Genomic DNA, 21,047 nt, shown 5'->3' with positions numbered 1-21,047 from the left:
AACAACCTCCCAGAAGTTACGAGACGCCGTCAGTTCGCGTTCTCTCACATGTGCCCCATCATCGTTGAAATCTTCTTTGCGGACTCTATTACATGCTCTTTGAGCAGGGCAATCCTCTCTTCGCTAAAGCGGACGGATGGGCCGGATACGGACAAGGAGGCTTTGACTTCACCGTTCACATCAAATATGGGTGATGCGATAGCTGCTAACCCGACTTCCCGCTCATCCATACTGCTTGTAAAATGCTCCGACCTGATTGTGTTCAACTCGCTTATCAACTTGTTCCACTTAGTGCTGGACTGAATCGTTTGGAAGATACTCTCTTGAAACGCTTCATTCTGATACGCCAGTATGGCTTTACCGCCTGCACCCGCCGATAAAGGCAAGCTTTCGCCGATTCGAACCAAGTGGCGAATCGACATTACGCCTTCGCTCTGTTCAATGCACACCCGGTAATTTTGCTCCAGAATATGTAGATTCACAGTTTCTTTCGTAAAGTCGCGAAGATCGTCCATAATCGGTTTGGCCACTTCCCTGACCTTAATCGATCTGCCGCTAATTGAGCCGAGATAATAGAGCCTGTGACCGAGCTTATATTTGAAGGAATTCGGGTTCTTCAGAACAAATCCATTATGCTCCAAGGTGGCAAGCAGCCTCGTGGTGGTTGATTTGGCCAGGTCTATTTTGTTAGCGATTTCAGTTAGGGACAGTTCAGACTGGTCGAACGTAAAACAATTTAAGATGTCTATCGCCCTCTGAACCGTGCGTAACGATTCATTTTCTTTTGGTTTTCCATCCGACAACCCTTCTACCCCCTATAAGTTCCACATAGTGGAACCCTTTTTCGTATACTGGAAATCTGATTTCATCTTACACGTGGGCATGAAGAATTTCAAGTGATTTTTTCCAATGTATGATTTGTTGTTCCACTGAATGGAACTATTTATTTATTGCAAAAAAAGCCTGCAACACAAAAGTATGTGCCGGACCGTCCTGTGCTAATTCAGTTCATACAAGGCCTCATGTCACTAGTGTTGATACACTTAACTAGCCTTTATTGCTCCGATGGGATCGTTCGAGAAGTATTGAGCTCGCTCGTTCTTCTTCTGGATGACAAGGTTCTTGAGGCGGCAGTATGAAAAGGTGGATATTGTGTTCTATCGCGAATCATACGGAGGCAAAAGAGGTTACTGAGGAGGAGTTCTTCAACCGTGGAGAGAGCGGCGGCACGATCTGCTCGTCCGCCTACTTGAAAGCGCTGGAGATCATTGAGAGTCGGTACCCTCCGGCAAGTTATAATATTGATCCATTCCATTTCTCTGATGGAGACAACTTGACGAGCGACAACGAGTGTTGCGTAAGGTTAATTCAAGAGCTGCTCAAACGCGCAAATATTTTCGGTTATGGGGAAGTAAACCAGTACAACCGGAGCAGCACGCTGATGTCGGCCTATAAGCACTTGGATCACCCGCAGTTTCTCTATTACTTGATCAAGGAAAAAGGCGAGATTTATAATGCGCTCAAGACATTCTTCCGCAAGCGGGAGGCGGTTGGGTAAATACAAAAGCCCATGGTTACACATACCATGGGCTTTTGATTGTTTGTAATTGATCAAACAAAAAAATGAATGCTGCAATTATATAAATCATAAATCTTTCAGTCATTATACGATTAATTGTTCGGTGGAGTAAACCCATTTATCTTCAAAGGCTGTTATTTTAACTCATTTCAAATTCAACTATTTCGACAAAGGTTCCTGTTATGCGCGTGTAAATTGATTATTTCGGCTCACCCGATACATAGCCTGTGAATGGTAAAATTTACATATAAATCTAATTTTTCTATTAAGATGAGGTCCTATGCTTGAAACCAGAATTGCCAAAATAGAAGATGAATACTTTACGTATGAAGTCTATGCATCAACAAGAAATGCTGAGGTTTCAGCCTGGGGGTGGGAAGAGAATGACCGCAACGCATTTCTGTCCATGCAGTGGATGATGCAGAGAAACTCCTACCTCCTTCAGTTCCCCGACGCCGAGAATTTAATTGTTACTTATGAGGGCTTAAAAGCAGGTCGTCTAATGATCAGAAGAACGCCGCAGAAGATTCAGGTCATTGATATTTCCCTTCTTCCACCGTTTCGTAATCGAGGGATTGGCAGCTCCTTGCTCAAGAAGCTGCAGAACGAAGCTTTAATGAAGGGACAAGTCATTGAACTTCACGTTACTCTTCATAGTCCAGCCCGAAATTTATACGAACGATTAGGATTCCAGCTTCAAGAGTCTTCCGATTTATATTGGAAAATGGCTTGGCTGCCTATGCAAGTGAACGATAGTGAGAGGAGAAGTGGAAATGAGTGAGTGCTATGTAGGCGAAATCCGCATGTTCGGCGGAACTTTCGCACCTTTAGGTTGGGCGTTCTGCGATGGAAGCCTGCTTCAGATCAGTCAGTATGAAACATTGTACACCTTGTTGGGCACCACCTTCGGAGGTGATGGAATTTCAACCTTCGGTTTGCCCGATCTGAGGGGGAGAATCCCGCTTCACACCGGTGTAAATCCCAATACAGGAACGCAATATTCATTAGGTCAAGCTGGCGGTACTGAAACCGTCACACTTAGCTTGCAGCAATTGGCCGCCCATACACACATCGTTAACGCCAACTCTACTACGGGTGAGTCCACCACGCCGCAAAATCATGTTTGGGGCTACAGCGACGGAGGAAGACCCTATGTTGCAAGCCCGCCTAACGGCACCATGAATCCCTCCAGTGTTTCACCTTTTTTTGGCGGAAATCAGCCTCATGACAATATGATGCCTTTCTTAACCATTAGCTTCATCATCGCTCTAGAGGGAATTTATCCATCTCAAAATTAGGAATCTTACCCAATCATAGGAGGGTGTTTTTATGTCAGAACCGTTCTTAGGCCAAATCCAAGCCTTCCCTTATGGGTTCGTTCCCAGAGGCTGGGCGGCATGTAATGGGCAGTTGCTGCAGATAAACACGAATCAAGCCTTATTTTCTTTACTTGGGAATATATACGGCGGGGATGGACGAACCAACTTTGCATTGCCGGATCTAAGAGGAAGAGTTCCTGTTCATGCCGACAATAGCGTTCCGCTAGGCAGAGCATTCGGAGAAGAGGCGCACACCTTGACTGTGAATGAGATCCCCGCGCACAACCACCTAATATCCGCAAACACAAGTGGCTCTACATCCAGCAAACCCTCAGGCAATGTATGGGGAGTAACTCCCGATACCGCGAGTTCGTATACGACCAGTGCTAATACGCAAATGAGTCCCGCCGCATTAGCTAATTCGGGGGGAAGCCAGGCACATTCCAACATGCAGCCTTATCTTGTCCTGACCTATTGCATCGCATTAACCGGAATATTTCCGTCGAGGAACTAGGAGGCCAGACCATGGATCCATATCTTGGAGAAATTCGATTGTTCGCGGGAAACTTCGCACCCAGAGGCTGGGCTCTTTGCAATGGACAATTGATGCCTATTTCACAGAATACCGCTTTATTCTCCATACTGGGAACTCAATACGGCGGAAATGGAACAACCAATTTTGCTCTTCCCGATTTCCGGGGCAGAGCTCCCGTTCATCAAGGGCAGGGCCCTGGTTTAACGGCAAGAACCATAGGAGAGATGGGTGGAAGTTCCAGCGTTACTCTACAAGCTACTCAAATCCCTTCACATACACATGTGCCGAATTGCCAGTCCGCACAAGGGATTGCTGACCCGACAGGTGCGATCTGGACGAACAGCGGAGGCTTGAGAGGACTTGCCGTTTATGGTCCGACGCCAGAAGTGGGGATGAGTCCGACCGCTGTGCAAGCCGCTGGCGGCAGTCAGCCGCACAACAATATGCAGCCCTCTCTCGGACTTAATTATATTATTGCACTCGAAGGGGTTTTCCCACCGAGGTCTTAGTTAGTTTAACTCCTTCCATTTTACTCCTCCATGACCTGACTCCTACGCGGACTTCAGGACATTGTTTTTTAAACCTTAATCCAAATTTCAAATGTAATGGAGGATGATTATGTTTAGAAAGAGAATATCAATCGCTCTTATTGCCACGTTGATTGCGGCTTTGTTTTCCCCTATCGGGCTATTCGGGCGGGCCTATGCGGTTACACAGACCCTATCCTTGGATCCACAAGCGGACCTATTGTGGGATTCAGAGTATGGTACTTTAGACAATGATACTGCCGGGCGCTTTTATGCTGGAAAATACCTGTATGAAGGTGTTCCTGTCATTTCACGCGGCGGCTTACGATTCAACCTAGCTCAATTCCGGGAACGCCCACTAAATATGAATTAGAAGTTTTTGTAATTTCCAAAGAAAATCGATCCGGCGATAGTTTTTACTTAGATGTCTGGGGCTCAGCTAACAACACCATGTTGGATACCGACATGACTTTTCCGACATGGAGCACTACACAACATGTTCGAAAAGGGAACAGTGGTATTCCATTAAGTGGAAAATTAACAGTTGATGTTACGAGTCTTGTTCAAGATTTTACAAATGAGACCGATCGCAACGTTACCTTTGTCATTACCGGAAATGAGTCTGACAACATAGATGGTCGAATAATCGGAGGACTGAAAGAAGAATCCAATCCGGCCTACCGCCCCAAATTAATTGTTACTTATAGTACAAATGAACCGCCGATTGGATCTATTACTATCAATAGTGGTGCGGCATCTACAAATTCAACATCCGTTACCTTAAATCTGACCGGTGTTGACCCGAACAACGATGGTATGCAAATGCGTTTCTCCCATGACATCGTGACTTGGTCGGACTGGGAAGCTTATACTCCGACAAAGACCTGGACTCTGAGCAGCGGAGATGGCGAGAAGACTGTTTTTTACCAGTTGAGAGACAGTTCTAATGAGCTCTCGCCGGTTTATAGCGATACCATTATATTGGACACGAGTCCCCCCACAGGATCTATTACGATTAACGGCGGAGCAGCGTACAGCAATTCCGCCAATGTTACCCTAAATTTGACGGGTACAGATGCAATTGGTCCTGTTCAAATGAGATTCTCAAATGACAATAGTATATGGACTGCTTGGGAGCCTTCCACGGCAACAAAAGCTTGGACACTACTCCCAGTAGACGGTGAAAAAACCGTCTACATGGAGTTAAGAGATGCTGTCGGGCAAACGATGGCTTATAATTCTCACATTGTTTTGGATACGACACCTCCAGTCGTCACCGGGGTTACTGAAGGTGAAAGCTACAACATCAATAAGATTGTTAGCTTTAACGAGGGCACAGCAACTCTGAACGGTTCCTTATTCACTTCCGGCACGGGAATCAGCTCAGAGGATGACTATACCCTAATCGTTACCGATACCGCTGGGAACAGCACAACCGTTCACTTCACTATTGATAAAACCAGTCCCGTTATAACCGGTGTCGAGAATGGAAAAAGCTATAACTCCGACAGAACGATAACCTTCGACGAGGGAACGGCTACGCTAGACGGCACTCCGTTCACTTCAGGTTCTACCGTTAACACAGAGGGTTCACACACTCTTATCGTGACCGATGCAGCTGGCAACAGCACCTCTGTTACCTTCAACATCGACAAGACAGCTCCAGTCGTCACTGGGGTAACTAACGGCGAAAGCTACAACACCGATAGGACTGTTACCTTTAGCGAAGGAATTGCAACGCTGAATGGTTCCCCATTCGACTCCGGCACAGTAATCACTGTTGACGGCTCTTATACGCTTATTATTACTGACACCGCCGGTAACCGCACTGCCGTTCACTTCACTATTGATAAAACCAGTCCCGTTATAACTGGCGTGATCCATGGAGCACTTTATAATACCGACAAAACGATCACGTTTGACGAAGGAACAGCTACGCTGGACGGTAATTCGTTCATTTCCGGAGATACCGTTACCACAGAGGGTTCACACATGCTAATAGTGACCGATGCAGCTGGCAACAGAACAACCATTACCTTTACCATCGATAAGACGGCTCCAGTTGTCACAGGGGTCACTGACGGTGAAAGCTACAACACCGATAAGACTGTTAGCTTTAACGAAGGAACTGCAACGTTGAACGGGTCTGCATTCGCGTCCGGCACGGAAATCAGCACAGAGGATGACTATATCCTAATCGTTACAGATGCCGCTGGAAACAGCACGACCGTTCATTTCACGATTGATAAAACAAATCCCGTTATAACCGGCGTGGTCGATGGAGCAAGTTATAATACTGACAAAACGATCACGTTTAACGAAGGAACCGGTAAGCTGGACGGTAACACGTTCACTTCCGGAGATACCGTTAGCACAGAGGGTTCACACACGCTAATAGTGACCGATGCAACAGGCAACAGAACAACCATTACTTTCACCATCGACAAAACAGCTCCAGTCGTCACCGGGGTAACTAACGGCGAAAGCTACAACACCGATAAGACTGTTACATTCAACGAGGGCACAGCGACCCTGAATGGCTCCCCATTCACGTCCGGCACGGCCATTAGCTCAGAGGATGACTATACCCTAATCGTTACCGATACCGCTGGAAATACCACAACCGTTCATTTCACGATTGATAAAACAAATCCCGTTATAACCGGCGTGGTCGATGGAGCAAGTTATAATACTGACAAAACGATCACGTTTAACGAAGGAACCGGTAAGCTGGACGGTAACACGTTCACTTCCGGAGATACCGTTAGCACAGAGGGTTCACACACTCTCATCGTGACCGATGCAGCTGGCAATAGCACCTCTATTACTTTCACCATCGACAAAACAGCTCCAGTCGTCACCGGGGTAACTAACGGTGAAAGCTACAACACCGATAAGTCTGTTACATTCAACGAGGGCACGGCAACCCTGAATGGCTCCCCATTCATGTCCGGCACGGCCATTAGCTCAGAGGATGACTATACCCTAATCGTCACCGATCCAGCCGGCAATAACACGACCGTTCACTTCACCATCGATAAAACCAACCCCGTCGTTACAGGCGTGGAGAATGGAAAAAGTTATAACTCCGACAGAACGATAACCTTTGATCAGGGATCCGCTGAACTGGACGGTAAATCATTCACATCTGGAGCTACCGTGAGCGCAGAAGGTCCACACACTCTCATCGTGACCGATGCAGCGAGCAACAGCACCACGATTACCTTTACCATCGATAAAATAGCTCCAGTAGTCACCGGGGTAATTGACGGTGAAAGTTACAACACCGATAAGACCGTTTCGTTTAACGAGGGCACAGCAACTCTGAACGGTTCCTTATTCACTTCCGGCGCTACAATTAGCATAGAGGACGACTATTCTCTTATCGTTACCGATGACGCTGGAAACACCACAACCGTTCACTTCACCATCGATAAAACGAGCCCAGTCGTAACAGGTGTTACCGACGGAGCAACTTACAGCACCAGCAAAACGATTACATTCAATGAAGGTACGGCTGAGTTGGATGGCCAACCTTTCACCTCCGGCTCAACAGTGAACGCATCGGGCCAGCACACCCTTGTCGCAACCGATGCGGCGGGCAACAGCACCACCGTGACATTCAGAATTTCATATCCTTCACCAGGCCCGGGTCCAGGTCCAGGTCCAGGTCCAAGCCCAGGCCCAGGCCCAGGCGAGGATGACGATATTGGAACCAAGATCAGTATTGTCATCAATGGAGTGGCTAAGGATGACCTCGCTACAATTGCTGTCAAAACCGTCAACGGAAAAAAACTAACCGTCATTAACTTTAACGAAGAAAAATTTACGCAAGCACTGAATAGCGTACCGAGCAGACCAACGATCGTCATACCTGTTAAAAACGGCTCGGATGTTGTAACAGCCGAGTTAAATGGTCGCATGATTCAGACTCTGGACACGAAAGGCGCGATCATCCAGCTTCAATCGGAAAATGCTTCTTATACGCTTTCTGCAGATCAATTCAATATGGACAATATATTTAAGAATTTCGGTTCCGACGTCCAACTGCAGCATATCAAGATAAGCATTGAAATTAAAAAAGTACCGGAGGATGAGGTCCAATTCATCGTAAGCAAACTTGGTAAAATCACCTTGGTGGCCCCTCCTGTGGAATTCAGCATTACGGCTGCTTACGCTGATAAAACCATAGCGATTAACAACTTCATTTCCTTCGTAGAAAGAACCATAGCCATCCCGGACGGTGTTGATCCTAAGAAAATAACAACAGGCGTCATTATCACTAAAAATGGCAAAGTCCTCCCTGTACCGACAAGAGTTATCCAGAAGGACGGCAAGTATTACGCTGTCATCTACAGCTTATCCAACAGCGTATATGCGCTGGTTTACAACGAGAAAACATTTACGGATGTTACTAAGCATTGGGCCAAATCAAACATTGAAGATATGGCTTCCAGGCTCATCATTCAGGGGGTTAACGAGGAGAAGTTCCTCCCGAATAGAGAGGTCAGCCGGGCAGAATTCACGGCTATCGTAGTAAGAGCTTTAGGATTACAATCATTCGAACAACCGGCCCGATTCACGGATGTCCACCAGAACGATTGGTTCCACGAAGCGGTCTCCATCGCTGTACACTACGGGTTGATAGAGCCGGGCGATAACTTCAAGCCAAACCAAAAACTAACGCGGTTAGAGGCAATCGTTATTCTCTTTAGAGCCATGAAGCTTGCAGGAATGGATATGACCATCTCCGAGACAGAGGTTGACAGGCAACTCAGTGCCTTTAGCGATCAGAAACTGATTAAATCCTCGTCACGGGTTGCTGCGGCCCTTACTGTCAAATTCGGAATAGTTACAGGCAGCAAAGGACATATAATGCCATCAAAGAATATAACCCGGGCAGAAGCCGCTATTCTCATTCAACGTCTCTTGCAGAAAGCGAAGTTAATTTAATTTACAAAATAAAAAAGCTGACGCCGGAGTCATTCGGCATCAGCTTTTTTGATTAGGGAGATAAGACTAAGCGAGAAGTATTAATAAGGCTCGAGGATTTTGGTCCGGGAGGTTACTACCAAACGACGGGAAGTCAGCAGAAATTAATGTTGATCGGGAATCTCCTCTGCTTCACATTAGTGTTAATCAATATACCTTTCCTATTAACAAACCTGCGCCTTAGTTGAATTAAGCTGATCGAATTGGAAGCCCTTAAGGGCACTAACGGTTAATAGTTAATTATGGCACACCCAGCTCGATGGGCTCGTTTGAGAAGTACTGTGCGCGCTCGTTCTTCTTCTGGATGACTAGGTTCTTAAGGCGGCAGTATGAAAAGGTGGACATCGTATTCATCGCTCACCATACGGAGGCAAAAGAGGTTACCGAGGAGGAGTTCTTCAACCGGGGAGAGAGCGGCGGCACGATCTGTTCGTCCGCGTACTTGAAAGCGCTAGAGATTATCGAGACGAGGTATCCGCCGGCCAGCTATAACATTTATCCGTTCCACTTCTCAGACGGCGACAACTTGACGAGCGACAACGAGCGTTGCGTGAAATTAATACAAGAGTTGCTCAAACGCGCCAATATTTTCGGTTATGGGGAAGTGAACCAATACAACCGGAGCAGCACGCTGATGTCGGCGTATAAAAATCTGGATCACCCGCAGTTTCTCTATTACGTGATCAAGGAAAAGGCTGAGATTTATAATGCGCTTAAGACGTTCTTCCGTAAGCGGGAGGCTGTTGGTTGAAATGAAAAGGCGATCGAACCCAAGTTGGGAGCGACCATCTTCTTATTCACTCTAGTGAAATGCACCTCTTAAAGTAGACATTGGCAGCCACTTGGGTAGCCGATGAACTTCAGGGGGTGTATTTATTATGCATGAAAGTTTTCAGCACCATCGATGTTCCATTGTCACAACTTTGTAATATAATTACCCAATGAGCAAAATTACATAATGAGCATAATTGCACAATGAGCAACAAAGCGTTATGCTTTACCCACGAGAAGATATTACCATCCCATCGAAGTGAGGTGCACGCTGAGGCGTTAAACAATGAATAAACATAGCTTGCGAGATATCAAGAGGGAGGCGACCGCACAAGCATTAGCGGACGCGGCGTTCGAGCTTGCACTTGAACGGGGTTTGGACGGATTTGTCGTCGAGGATGTGGTGCAGCGCGCCGGTTACTCGAGAAGAACGTTCGCGAACCATTTCTCCTGCAAGGAGGAAGCGGTAGTCACGGCGGCTGTAACATTCAGCGGCATAGACGAAGCTGAGGGGTTGCTCGCGGATATGTCTGAAAGCACCGCCCTGCTTGACGTCCTGCAACAACTGATGAGGACGCAGCTTACAGCCGATCTACTATGGAAGCTGCGTGAACTCGTGTCGCTATCCAAGCGGCATCCCACACTTGAGCCGTTTATCCTCAGCGTTTTTCGCCGCCTGCAAACAGCGGCTCAGGAGACATTGAGTGACTTCTCCCAAGGTCGTTACCCCGAAGGATACACCCATCTTCTCGTCGGTGCGGTGTACGGGGCGATACTGCCTGTAATCGACGGAAGCCTCAACGTGCTGCTTCCGGGAGAAACGAGCGAAACTCCCGGAGCTACGACATTCGATCAATATTTGGACACTACGTTCGGTTACTTACGAAACGGCGTCTAATTTACTGAACGCTTAATATTTGTGCATATAAGGGAGAGAAACATACTGTTATGTCTACATTTTTGTACAAGTTAGGGAAAAAAGCGTACGACAAACCATGGTACTTCATTATGGGCTGGATCGTGATTCTGGGAATCGTTATCGCGCTGCTGGGCATCAATGGTCTGAGTGTAAGTTCTGAGATGAAGATTGAAGGCACAGAGTCGCAAAAGGTGCTGGACAAACTGGAAAAGGAGCTGCCGGAAGCGTCCGGCGGCCAATCGAGTGTCGTCTTCACTGCGCCTGAAGGAGAACGTCTGGACACACCGGAACGTGTGACCGCGATCAGTGAGGCGATTAACAAGGTCTATAGCCTTGATTATGTGATCAATCCCGCCGAATTGGCCGCTGCCGCTGCGAACGACGCGTCTCAAGGCGATCAGCAGCCGCAAGCCGGCGTCACCCAAGGCACGGATCAAGCTGCCGCTCAAAGCGCCGCCCCGATTGAAATGCCGCCGTACGGCCCGCTCATGGTGAATGGGGTCCCCGTGCCTGGGATGTTGATTTCAAACGACGGCAGCGTTGCCCTGTTCCAATTCCAGTTCACCGTACAGCAGACATCACTGCCAGACGGCGTCGCGGATTCAGTCGTCGAAGCAGTCGCAGAAGTGGAGAATGGAACCGGTATTTCGGCGCTGCCAAGCGACTCCCTCAAAACACCGGAGATTCCGATTGGATCCAATGAGATTTACGGATTGATTATCGCTGCGATTGTCCTGATCATGACGCTTGGGTCCATCGTTGCAGCCGGTTTGCCGATTGTGATCGCGCTCTTCGGCGTTGGAATCGGTGTCGGCGGTGCCTTCGCCATCTCCAGCTTCGTTACCATGACATCCGTTACCCCCGTTTTAGCTCTTATGGTCGGTCTAGCAGTGGGTATCGATTATGCGCTTTTTATCGTGAACCGTCAGCGCCGCCTCATTTTCGACCAGGAACTGACAGCGCGTGAAGCTGCAAGCAGAGCGGTCGGCACGGCGGGAAGCGCGGTTTTCTTCGCTGGACTGACGGTCATCATCGCTCTGTGCGGACTGCTCGTGATCGGAATTTCTTTCCTGAGCATGATGGCGCTCGTCGCCGCGGTGACCGTGTTCCTCAACGTGCTCGTTGCCCTCACGCTGCTGCCGGCGCTGCTGGGCCTCGTCGGTGAACGCATTTGCTCCCGCAAAGCGCGCGAGAAGAGCCGTTCCAAAGCAGCCGACAAGCAGCATGGAATCGCAGACGGCTGGGTTAAGGGAATCGTAAAATTCCGTTGGCCTGTCATTGTCGTCGTTGTCGCCATTCTAGGCACAGCCGCAATCCCGGTTGCCAAGTGGAACTGGGTATGCCTTCCGGCGCTACAGCAAACTTGGACACGCCCGCACGGCAGAGTTACGAGGCGATCTCGGGCGGTTTCGGGGAGGGATTCAACGGTCCGCTGCTCATCGTCGCCGAACCGAATGACCCGTCAGGGACGATCACGCCGCAGATGCTGAACAACCTCGTGCAGGACATTCAGAAAGTTAAGGATGTATCGGTGGTATCGCCCCTCGGCGTGAACAAGGACGGAAATATAGCTATCCTTAGCGTTATTCCGGATACAGGACCGACAGACGCGGAGACAAAAAATCTGGTAAAGGATTTGCGCTCATCCGACTCGACAATTGCTCAGACCCATGACGTTACCCTCGGTGTTACGGGGTTCACGGCGATCAACATCGATATGTCGGCCAAGCTGGCACAGGTCTTCCCCATTTACATCGGAATCATCGTCATCCTCTCGCTGATTATTCTGCTTTTGGTCTTCCGGTCGATTCTCGTACCGATCAAAGCCACGGTCGGATTCCTGCTCAGTGTGCTTGCCACATTCGGGTTGACCACAGCGGTGTTTCAGTGGGGATGGCTCAGCGACCTCTTTGGATTTGATACGGGCGGGCCGGTCATGAGTTTTATGCCTATCATGGTCACAGGGATCCTCTACGGATTGGCGATGGACTACCAAGTCTTCCTGGTCTCTTCCATGCGCGAGTCCTACGTCCATGGATACCAAGGCAATAAGAGCGTTATTCATGGATATGACCAGGCCAGCCGTGTCGTAGTGGCTGCTGCTATCATTATGGTTTCGGTATTCGCAGGATTCATATTTACTCACGACATCATGATTAAACAAATCGGTTTTGCACTGGCGATCGGCATTCTGATCGATGCGTTCGTGGTTCGCATGGCGCTGGTTCCGGCCGTCATGGCCATCTTCGGTGACAAGGCTTGGTGGCTGCCTAAATGGCTGGACAGAATGCTGCCAAACCTTGACGTTGAGGGCGATAAGCTCATCGCCCAGCTCAATGCCAAGAACGGCGTGGACACGACGTCGAACGCACATCAGGCGCACTGACGTTTTCCGTAAAAATGCCCATCACGAATTGGTGATGGGCATTTCTTCAGTGAACGATCGCTTTTTTCTTTCTTCGTCAGTGGTAGATGTTGCTCCTGATCCATGTCTGTTATAAACACCTAACTAAATTGTGCAACACAACAAAAGGCGATCATCTCAGTTTGAAAATAAATCGCCTGAATGCGTTATGCTAAGACTAGTACTTTTCCTTTATTCACTAAGACTTTTTTTGCAACGAGAGAACTGATGATCGGGAGTATTACTCCTCGCATATCCTCGGTAACTCGCGCAAATCCTAATGTCTGAAATGCAGAGCTAGCAATGTTATCCTCGTTCGCCCCATAGGATTCCTTTATTACTTTTATTACGGCTTGCTCAATTTCTTCTGGTGTGATCAAATGTACTTTTTTGTTTACGTTTGAATCGCTTCGATCTCTCACCACAGGAGTTTCCATATCTTTTAACCAGAGAAAGTCACCTTTTTGCCGGACGTCACTCAGAATGTTAAATGATCTCTCAATCGTTTCTTGGATTCGGCTACCAACCCGTTTGATACCCGCCGCATCGCAAATGCGTTTCATTACCTCGCTGACGTGAACAGGACTCTCAGCTCTGACCACCTGAGATACCCAAGATGCAATTAATGAAAGTGGGACCGCATGTAATTCTTTCTCTCCCAAATTGATTTTCAATTTTGCGGTTTGATATTGGGTAACTGAAGAAGTGTTCTGACTTTCCTGTGACTTATCTCTAGAAATCTCTAGTACTTCATTGTTCTCTGATTTCGACTTCTGCGTCTTCGACAGAACTTTGGCCCGGTTTATTGCCTCGACAGCCCTTTTCAATTCTCGTTCCGGCTGCTTAAACCAATCTGTACTCCATATTCTATGGATGGTCCAACCGAGCCCTTCCAATACTGACTGTCTCAGACGATCACGATCCCTGGCCGAACGGGCACTGTGATAAGTCGCTCCATCGCATTCAATTCCAAGTAGGTATCTTCCAGGCGCATCCGGATCCACGACTGCAAGATCCACGAAGAACCCGGCAGATCCTACTTGTTGTTTAATGTTGTACCCGAGCTCTTTAAGTGAGTTGCACACCGCTTCCTCAAAAGCAGAGTCAAATTCTTTTCCGGTTTCAACCGGAATATCTAAGATTCCATTTTCCGTATACTTCAGGAAAGTTTTTAATGCCTTAGTACCACGAGTGTTAGATCGATTCAGATCAATATCATCTGATTTTATATTGGTAAACACTTCGCATCGTATTCTTGCTCTTGTGATTAGTACATTTAGTCTCCGCTCTCCTCCTTCTCGGTTAACAGGGCCAAAATCCATCGCTAAATATCCTTCTGCAGTCTTTCCGTAGCCGATACTTATGAAAATGACATCCCTTTCGTCACCCTGCACATTTTCGAGGTTTTTTACGAAGAAAGGTTCATAAGGATGTGCAGAAAAGAACGCCTCCGTTGAGGGATCCGAGCGTCTCAGCAGTTCTAACTCATCAATGATCGCTTGCATTTGAACCTTGCTAAAGGCGGCTACCCCAAGCGTCATATGAGGACGCTTTTTTGCATGCTCTACAACTGCGTGGGCTACAGCATTGGCTTCCAACTTATTGGTCCTTGTTTTCCCCCGATCGTACTGGCTTTCCGGTAAATAATTAAACTTTAGACCAGAGTGTTGCTTTTGTGAGTCCGGGCTTGGGAACACCACCAATTTATCGTCGTAAAACTCATGATTGGATACCGCTATCAAGGATTCATGACGGCTGCGGTAATGCCATCTGAGCATGCGCTGAGGTGCGTTTTGACCCACGAAAAGACCCAAGATGCTCTCCATATCCCCTACAAAGTTGTCCTCTTCTTCTGTATCGTCTTCTTTGGCAATTGAATCGAAGAAATTAGTCGGAGGCATTTGCTTACTGTCACCAACCACAATAGCTTGTTTCGCCCGAACGATTGCACCAAAAGCATCAACAGGCTTCACTTGACTCGCTTCATCGAATACTACAAGATCAAATTCTAAGCTCCCAGGTTCAATGTAAGCCGCGATGGAAAGAGGTCCCATCATGAAGACTGGCTTGATGGCTTGAATGGCGTGGCCTGCCTTACTGATGAGCTGCCGGATTGGGAAATGCCTGCTTTTCTTCTCAAATTCACGACGTAAGACCCCAAGTTGGCCACCGGCTTCATGCTTGGGTAGCTTCTGCCAATGTTCTTCAACTAACTTATAACGATTAAATTCACTAAAAGCCCGATCCAACTCTTTAAACTTTTCCACCGTATGGTTATGCCTGCTCCCATCAAAATTGGAAAGAGCCGGTCGCTCCACAAATGCTCTGGAAACGATGGAGGTGTTCCAGTTCCATCTATAGCATTGCAAAAGGAACTCCGCAGCATGCTCCCATTCTTTACTGAACGAAATGTAAGGTTCAAGTTTCTCCGCCAAACAAATCGCTGTCAGATTATTGTACGATACCATTTCGTGAAGCTCCGGAGTCCGTTCATGCCATGCATCTGTTATTTGGATGATGACGCTGTACTCTTCACCGAAGAGCCCTCCTTCTACAAATTTCAACTTGCTATCAAATTCCAGTTGAGCTTCCAAGTTTTGAATCGAAACTTTTAGATTAGTTACAAGAGTTTCCGTATCCGATACAATTTCAGCAAGTCTCTTTCTGTCATGGACATGACTCAAAAAGTCCAAAGCCCATTCCGGAAGCACGTCCGTATTAATATCTGAATGCAGAGCAATGACCCATTGAATCACACTGGCTAATAAATCCCACGGCGAATCAGCTCCGATCCAAAGATCTGGGAAGAGCTCATTTGCAAATGAACTATTATGCTCGATTGCATCCTTAATTCGTCGTGCTTCCATGATGGCATCCACAGTATCAAGTAATGGAATCGTTTTGTCCTTTGGATTTTTCCTCAGGGCCAACACCTTATTTTTCGCTTGTCGATATTCTCCGGAAAGAAACTTCCACCACTTGTCTTGATAAGCTGCTATGGATTGACGTGTGGCTAAGAAATCCTGACCCCAAGCTTCGGGAATTAGAAGTGGGCCAAACTTTTCTTGAATCTTACTATAAGCTAGACCATCCTCGGCCATCTTCTCAAGCTCTTTACGGTTCTTCAGCCAAAGATCGGATTTTAATTGAATTTCTTTTAAATCAGGCGAGTTAATTGCCTTATGGAGAACTTGGAGAAATATTTGGGCGCTTTTATGATCTTTCACTGAAGGAAAGTTAACTTCTTTGGTATATGTTTGCACAGTGTCAGAAAGTCTTCGCGTGTTCTGATTGGTTTCGGCACATGCTTTTTTAATCGAATCCAATTCAGCTGGTAACACGACTTTCTTTTTGCTTCCCCAAAATGTATGTTTAGCCGGGACGCCTAAAGATTTTAAGAGATTCTGCAGCTCATCAATCAGTGCCTCCCTTTTGAAAAATTCTGCAGTTGTCCAACTGTCTATCGATTCAATATTAAGTTTTGGTAATTCAACATTCTTTAACTCAACTTGATAGCTGACGAGTTTACCTATTGCTTGATATGGAGTCACCCCTGAATGGCCGACTTCCGAATTCATGGCAGCGCAGTATTCGTTAAGTCGAGTCCGCATTTCGTCCAGCAAATCTATGTTTACGTTGTTGTGGTACTTAGGCTTACCAAGCTCTAAAGTCGAAGCCAAATCGTTCAGAAGCGTCTTTTTATTGGTTTTATGACTATGCAACTCCAAGCATGCAACCCCAAGTCCTACTGAATCAAGTCTCCGTTTGACCACTTCAAGCGCGGCCATCTTTTCCGATACAAAAAGGACCTTCTTACCTGCAGCAATGGCTTCTGCAATGAGATTCGTGATGGTCTGTGACTTACCTGTGCCAGGAGGACCTTGAATGACCATATTCCGGCCTTGTTTTGCATCAAGAATCGCCACAATTTGTGAGCTGTCTGCATCCATGATGTGATTGGCTTCGAGCAATTTGAAGTGCTGATCGATATGATCATTTTCTCCGATGTTTGATGCCGGTTCACGAAACCCTTCTTGCAATAGAGCATTGATAATCAAGTGCTGCTCCGGTCTAAAATCATCTGGCCAATTATTTACATCAAGGTCCCTATACATGAGGAATTTACCGAATGAAAAAAAGCCGATCACGATAGAATCACGATCGATAAACCATCTTTTCTGTCCTTCAATGGACTTCGATACAGAGTCAAAATAATTATCAATGTTCGCTTCATCAAATTCGGGCAGCGCTGGGATCTCAAGCCCGAATTCGGCTTTCATTTTCGCAATTAAAGAGATGTTATGACCGATCTCATCCTCTGTATAGGAAAGCGTGAATCGTTCCTTAGCGCTTACCCTCTCTAGTTGTACGGGGATCAGAATTAAAGGAGCTTTTCTTGCCTCTTGGCTACTGTCCGCTTCGTACCACTGAAGCATGCCTATGGCAATAAAGAGTATATTGACACCCTGTTCCTCGATATATGTACGAGCAGAGTAATAGGTATTCAGCAGTCGCTGTTCTAATTGTTTTTCCGAGTAGTTGGTCTGTAGTTTTAAATCTAAGTAATTCGCTTCAGGAACATCTTCCTGTTCTAATACTTCATTACCTTCTGACTCAAGAATTAACTGTTTATCTTCTGTTCGATTCACTGTCTGTTGAAATGACATTTTCTTCTTGTCGACAACCAATATCTTAAACACTTCTTCGCTTTTTTCTCTGACAACTTCCAAACCGCGAGCTTTCAAAGTGCGGTAATTAAGTAAAGGATTTCGCAGACCCAAATCAAGCAACTCATGACGAGCCATTTCTAATTTTTTCTGTATTATTGAATTCTGGACCATAAAAAATTCCTCCAGGAGTTTCACACTGATTTGTTAACTATCTTTCATGTTCATTCGACAATAACTACTAAAATACCTTTGAATATTATCCTATCAATGGTAGCTTATATATGCCCGTAAATTGTATTCTTTAAACCAGTATTTATTCTTGGTGAAAAATGAAAAGACATGCCCTCAATGAGCATGCCTATCCTTCATCTTGTTATTCCGGTTGGCTCTGAATCCTAACCCCGATATAATTCCTTCATTGTTTTAATGATGGTATATTGGATTTCCTGATGAATCTCATTTCTAAAAATGATGGAAATCGGCGTATTCGGCAAAGGTGTGGTTAATATCAACTCTTCCAACTCATGATTTTGCAATTCGACCTCGACGATGCTCTTTTGCAAAAAAGATATGCCTAGACCGCTTTTCACCATCGTTTTGATCCATTCCAAGTTCTTGATCTCAATTGTGTTGTAGTCCTTAAGGCCATGTTGATTAAAAAAACGATCGATAATGATGTTCTTGTTAGAGGCCCTGGCAAATACAATAAATTTTTCATCTGCTAGGTCGGAAACTGTTAAATCTCTGCGCTCGAGCAAAGGATGGTCGGGCGAAGCTATCAATACCGTTTTTTCCATCGCTACAGGGATTAAGGTATAAGCCTCATTTTTTTCCTGCGAATCAAGAAATACCAACCCGACATCGGTCTCTCCCCTTCTTATATCCTCTATGATCTGCTGCGTTGTACTCACGTTAACGTTAAAATCAATATCCGGAAAATATTCATAAAGGGATTTCAAAACCCCTGGCAATATAAACTGCCCCATATGGTTAGGACACGATAGCCGCAGCTTACCCATGCTGTGTTTATTGGATTGTAAAATTTCATTCCCTTTCAGAATCGATCGAATCCCCTCCTTATAGAAGGGATAGAGTTTTCTTCCTTCCTCCGTTAAAACCGCCTTTTTTCCACCGTTTCTTTTGAACAGAATACTATTTAGTTCCTCCTCTAACTTTTGAATGCGTAAACTGAGAGTCGGTTGTGAAATGTGCATGGAACTCGATGCGACTGAGAAACTCCCTAACTCAACTGCTTTTAAAAAAGCTTCAATATTTTTAAGTTCCATTGTCATCCACTCCAAATATTAAGAAATTCAATAATTTATATATGAACTAGCAATTATTCAATCTCTCGTTTCACTAGTATAGTAATCATGAATCAGGATAAAGCAGGCTCCGACAACTGATGCACACTATGTAGAACGGGAAGGACGGATAACCATGACTCAGCAGCAATTCGAAATGAAGGATTGGATGAAAGCGATACCAGAATCGGAATTCCGGAATTACGAAAAATCTGGGCACCGGAGACCGTTAGAGATGGGGAAAAATCCGGCGCTTGTCGTGATTGATGTCACCATTGGATTTGTCGGATCTAAACCGCAGTCGTTGGAGGAAGCGTTAAAGGAATATTCATCAGCTTGCGGAGACGCGTTCTGGAACAAAGTTCCCCAATATAAACGTCTGTTAGAAATGTTCAGGGAAAAAGATTATCCCGTTATCTTTACGAGGTAGATCGTTACAATCAACAGTTTGCGGGAAAAGCAACGAAAGCCGTCCGCCAAATTAACCCGGAAGATGCTTATTATAACGAATTTCCCGAAGCGGTCGCGCCACTACAAGGGGAATGGGTCCTTGAAAAAACAAAAGCAAGCATGTTCTTTGATACACCTTTGGACGCCTATCTCACCAAAAAGAAAGTAGATACGGTGGTCGTTTGCGGCGGTTCCACTTCAGGTTGTCTTCGCGCATCAGTTGTTGACTCGTGTTCACATGGGTACACGACTTTTGTCGTTGAGGATTGTTGTTTTGACCGTTCTTATTTTGCTCACTGTGCCAATTTATTCGACATGGATGCGAAATACGCATCTGTGCTTAGTTTAACAGAACTCGAACTAAAACTGGCTTCCATTTTGTAAAAGGGGTTGTGGATACGATGAATTCTTATCAAGCCTTTACTCGCACGACTTCAGTATGGATAACAGTATGCTTACTAACCTTGCTATTAGCAGCTTGCGGTCAAAGCAATGGTGCCTCTCCATCAACCGGCACTCTAAAAGAACAACAGCCATCCATAAAAGAAATTGCATCGTATGTTGGAGATGACAGAACGAAGCTCCTTGTCGATAAAGCGAAACAAGAAGGCGAATTAAATTTGTATACATCGATGAGTGCGCCGGATATCGAATACATCGCTAAAAAATTTACCGAAAAATATGGAGTCAAAATTAATATTTGGAGGTCCGGTTCAGTAGAGGTTCGTGCTCGCGTCACAACTGAAGCCAGTGCAGGTAAACTAAATATTGATATGGTGGAAGCAGTAGGGCCGGACATTGAGGCTATACAGCGTGAAGGCATTTTACAAAAGATTGATTCCCCTTATCATAAAGAACTAATGAAAGAAGCCGTGCCTTCGCACAAGGAATGGGTCGCCGCAAGACTTAATTTAATTGTGCAAGCTTATAATACCAATAAACTCAAAAAGGAAGACCTCCCTAAAAATTATGAAGACCTGCTTGATTCAAAATGGAAGGGAAATCTGGGAATAGAAGCGACCGATGATGAGTGGATGACACCGTTGGCATTGGAGTGGGGAGAAGAGAAAGGTATTCAGTTTTTCAAGAATTTAATGAAAACTAACGGTGTGAAAGTTATCAATGGTCATTCATTACTGACACAGATGGTCGGAACAGGAGAAGTGCCTCTCGGTTTAACTGTGTATAGTTATAAGGTGGATCAGATGAAAAGGGAAGGCCAACCGATTGACTGGTTCGCACTTGATCCGGCCATTGCACTGCCCAGCGGCATCGGGATTTCAAAAAATGCCCCGCATCCATATGCGGCAATGCTCTTCTATGATTACATGTTGTCGGAAGCTCAACCGTTAATGTTGGAGAGGGATATGACGCCGACAAACACAACGATCGACACAGGACTTGACATACCGATTAAATTTCTAGATTCGGCCAAGCAGCTCGATGAGTTGAACAAATGGTTAACACTTTTTGAGGATATTTTTCTGAGACAGAACACGAATTAAGTCAGTTAGAATTTCCGTTAGTCCTTGTTGTGCGGATAGACGATCGCTCTCCATTGGGAGCGACCGTCTTTT

General features: G+C 46.0%; 15 protein-coding genes and 2 pseudogenes. 14 read left to right on the top strand and 3 right to left on the bottom strand.

Going from position 1 to position 21,047, the window contains the following annotated elements; all coding sequences use genetic code 11:
- Positions 1 to 44 precede the first annotated feature (44 nt).
- Positions 45 to 803, bottom strand: a complete 759-nt coding sequence (locus SD71_RS12675; RefSeq protein WP_041063785.1) for an IclR family transcriptional regulator — start codon at positions 801 to 803, stop codon at positions 45 to 47.
- Positions 804 to 1,065: 262 nt separating this feature from the next.
- On the opposite strand from SD71_RS12675, the pseudogene SD71_RS12670 reads away from it, so the two are divergent.
- The 11 genes and pseudogenes from SD71_RS12670 to SD71_RS24955 all read left to right on the top strand — a co-directional run.
- Positions 1,066 to 1,558: pseudogene (locus SD71_RS12670) on the top strand (DUF444 family protein); the annotation flags it as partial.
- A gap of 301 nt (positions 1,559 to 1,859) precedes the next feature.
- Positions 1,860 to 2,360, top strand: a complete 501-nt coding sequence (locus SD71_RS12665) for a GNAT family N-acetyltransferase (RefSeq protein WP_041063784.1) — start codon at positions 1,860 to 1,862, stop codon at positions 2,358 to 2,360.
- On the top strand, positions 2,353 to 2,877 hold the full coding sequence (locus SD71_RS12660; RefSeq protein ID WP_041063783.1) for a phage tail protein: 525 nt from the start codon (positions 2,353 to 2,355) through the stop codon (positions 2,875 to 2,877). The genes SD71_RS12665 and SD71_RS12660 overlap by 8 nt, the downstream gene beginning before the upstream one ends.
- A 31-nt stretch (positions 2,878 to 2,908) precedes the next feature.
- Positions 2,909 to 3,412 carry a phage tail protein gene (locus SD71_RS12655; protein WP_041063782.1) on the top strand — a complete coding sequence of 168 codons (504 nt, stop codon included), beginning with the start codon at positions 2,909 to 2,911 and terminating at the stop codon, positions 3,410 to 3,412.
- 11 nt (positions 3,413 to 3,423) lie between these two features.
- Positions 3,424 to 3,942, top strand: coding sequence for a phage tail protein (locus SD71_RS12650; RefSeq protein WP_041063781.1), 519 nt, complete (start codon positions 3,424 to 3,426; stop codon positions 3,940 to 3,942).
- Between the two features lie 109 nt (positions 3,943 to 4,051).
- Positions 4,052 to 4,333, top strand: a complete 282-nt coding sequence (locus tag SD71_RS12645) for a hypothetical protein (protein ID WP_041063780.1) — start codon at positions 4,052 to 4,054, stop codon at positions 4,331 to 4,333.
- Between the two features lie 77 nt (positions 4,334 to 4,410).
- Positions 4,411 to 8,913, top strand: a complete 4,503-nt coding sequence (locus SD71_RS12640; RefSeq protein ID WP_041063778.1) for an S-layer homology domain-containing protein — start codon at positions 4,411 to 4,413, stop codon at positions 8,911 to 8,913.
- A 286-nt stretch (positions 8,914 to 9,199) separates the two neighbouring features.
- Positions 9,200 to 9,703 (top strand): annotated as a pseudogene (locus SD71_RS12635) (DUF444 family protein); the annotation flags it as partial.
- A gap of 306 nt (positions 9,704 to 10,009) precedes the next feature.
- Positions 10,010 to 10,621, top strand: a complete 612-nt coding sequence (locus SD71_RS12630) for a TetR/AcrR family transcriptional regulator (protein ID WP_041063776.1) — start codon at positions 10,010 to 10,012, stop codon at positions 10,619 to 10,621.
- 50 nt (positions 10,622 to 10,671) lie between these two features.
- On the top strand, positions 10,672 to 12,132 hold the full coding sequence (locus SD71_RS24960; protein WP_235427102.1) for an MMPL family transporter: 1,461 nt from the start codon (positions 10,672 to 10,674) through the stop codon (positions 12,130 to 12,132).
- Entirely contained in the window at positions 12,126 to 13,028 is a 903-nt protein-coding gene (locus SD71_RS24955; RefSeq protein ID WP_235427104.1) for an MMPL family transporter, read from the top strand. The genes SD71_RS24960 and SD71_RS24955 overlap by 7 nt, the downstream gene beginning before the upstream one ends.
- A gap of 185 nt (positions 13,029 to 13,213) precedes the next feature.
- On the opposite strand, the gene SD71_RS12620 is transcribed toward SD71_RS24955, so the two are convergent.
- On the bottom strand, positions 13,214 to 17,887 hold the full coding sequence (locus SD71_RS12620; protein WP_041063774.1) for a DUF3320 domain-containing protein: 4,674 nt from the start codon (positions 17,885 to 17,887) through the stop codon (positions 13,214 to 13,216).
- A 224-nt stretch (positions 17,888 to 18,111) separates the two neighbouring features.
- On the bottom strand, positions 18,112 to 19,002 hold the full coding sequence (locus SD71_RS12615) for a LysR family transcriptional regulator (RefSeq protein WP_041063772.1): 891 nt from the start codon (positions 19,000 to 19,002) through the stop codon (positions 18,112 to 18,114).
- Between the two features lie 154 nt (positions 19,003 to 19,156).
- Between SD71_RS12615 and SD71_RS22270 the strand changes: the two genes are divergently transcribed.
- Genes SD71_RS22270 through SD71_RS12605 form a run of 3 tightly spaced genes read left to right on the top strand, consistent with a single transcriptional unit; the run spans position 19,157 to position 20,975 of the window.
- Entirely contained in the window at positions 19,157 to 19,450 is a 294-nt protein-coding gene (locus SD71_RS22270; RefSeq protein WP_052476221.1) for a cysteine hydrolase family protein, read from the top strand.
- Between the two features lie 50 nt (positions 19,451 to 19,500).
- Positions 19,501 to 19,854: an isochorismatase family protein gene (locus tag SD71_RS26240; protein ID WP_082034223.1), complete on the top strand. Its 354-nt coding sequence runs from the start codon at positions 19,501 to 19,503 to the stop codon at positions 19,852 to 19,854.
- A gap of 17 nt (positions 19,855 to 19,871) precedes the next feature.
- Positions 19,872 to 20,975, top strand: coding sequence for an ABC transporter substrate-binding protein (locus tag SD71_RS12605; protein WP_052476220.1), 1,104 nt, complete (start codon positions 19,872 to 19,874; stop codon positions 20,973 to 20,975).
- Positions 20,976 to 21,047: the final 72 nt, after the last annotated feature.

This window comes from Cohnella kolymensis, from assembly GCF_000829465.1.
GTDB lineage: Bacteria > Bacillota > Bacilli > Paenibacillales > Paenibacillaceae > Cohnella > Cohnella kolymensis.
This window is presented reverse-complemented; position numbering and strand designations above follow the sequence as displayed.

Excerpts from the sequence above, each read along its gene's own strand:
- SD71_RS12605 (WP_052476220.1), top strand. The coding sequence starts at position 19,872 with ATGAATTCTTATCAAGCCTTTACTCGCACGACTTCAGTATGGATAACA.
- SD71_RS12620 (WP_041063774.1), bottom strand. The coding sequence starts at position 17,887 with ATGGTCCAGAATTCAATAATACAGAAAAAATTAGAAATGGCTCGTCAT.
- SD71_RS12655 (WP_041063782.1), top strand. The coding sequence starts at position 2,909 with ATGTCAGAACCGTTCTTAGGCCAAATCCAAGCCTTCCCTTATGGGTTC.
- SD71_RS12665 (WP_041063784.1), top strand. The coding sequence starts at position 1,860 with ATGCTTGAAACCAGAATTGCCAAAATAGAAGATGAATACTTTACGTAT.
- SD71_RS12660 (WP_041063783.1), top strand. The coding sequence starts at position 2,353 with ATGAGTGAGTGCTATGTAGGCGAAATCCGCATGTTCGGCGGAACTTTC.
- SD71_RS22270 (WP_052476221.1), top strand. The coding sequence starts at position 19,157 with ATGACTCAGCAGCAATTCGAAATGAAGGATTGGATGAAAGCGATACCA.
- SD71_RS24960 (WP_235427102.1), top strand. The coding sequence starts at position 10,672 with ATGTCTACATTTTTGTACAAGTTAGGGAAAAAAGCGTACGACAAACCA.
- SD71_RS12650 (WP_041063781.1), top strand. The coding sequence starts at position 3,424 with ATGGATCCATATCTTGGAGAAATTCGATTGTTCGCGGGAAACTTCGCA.
- SD71_RS12645 (WP_041063780.1), top strand. The coding sequence starts at position 4,052 with ATGTTTAGAAAGAGAATATCAATCGCTCTTATTGCCACGTTGATTGCG.
- SD71_RS12615 (WP_041063772.1), bottom strand. The coding sequence starts at position 19,002 with ATGGAACTTAAAAATATTGAAGCTTTTTTAAAAGCAGTTGAGTTAGGG.
- SD71_RS12640 (WP_041063778.1), top strand. The coding sequence starts at position 4,411 with ATGTTGGATACCGACATGACTTTTCCGACATGGAGCACTACACAACAT.
- SD71_RS24955 (WP_235427104.1), top strand. The coding sequence starts at position 12,126 with ATGCTGAACAACCTCGTGCAGGACATTCAGAAAGTTAAGGATGTATCG.
- SD71_RS12630 (WP_041063776.1), top strand. The coding sequence starts at position 10,010 with ATGAATAAACATAGCTTGCGAGATATCAAGAGGGAGGCGACCGCACAA.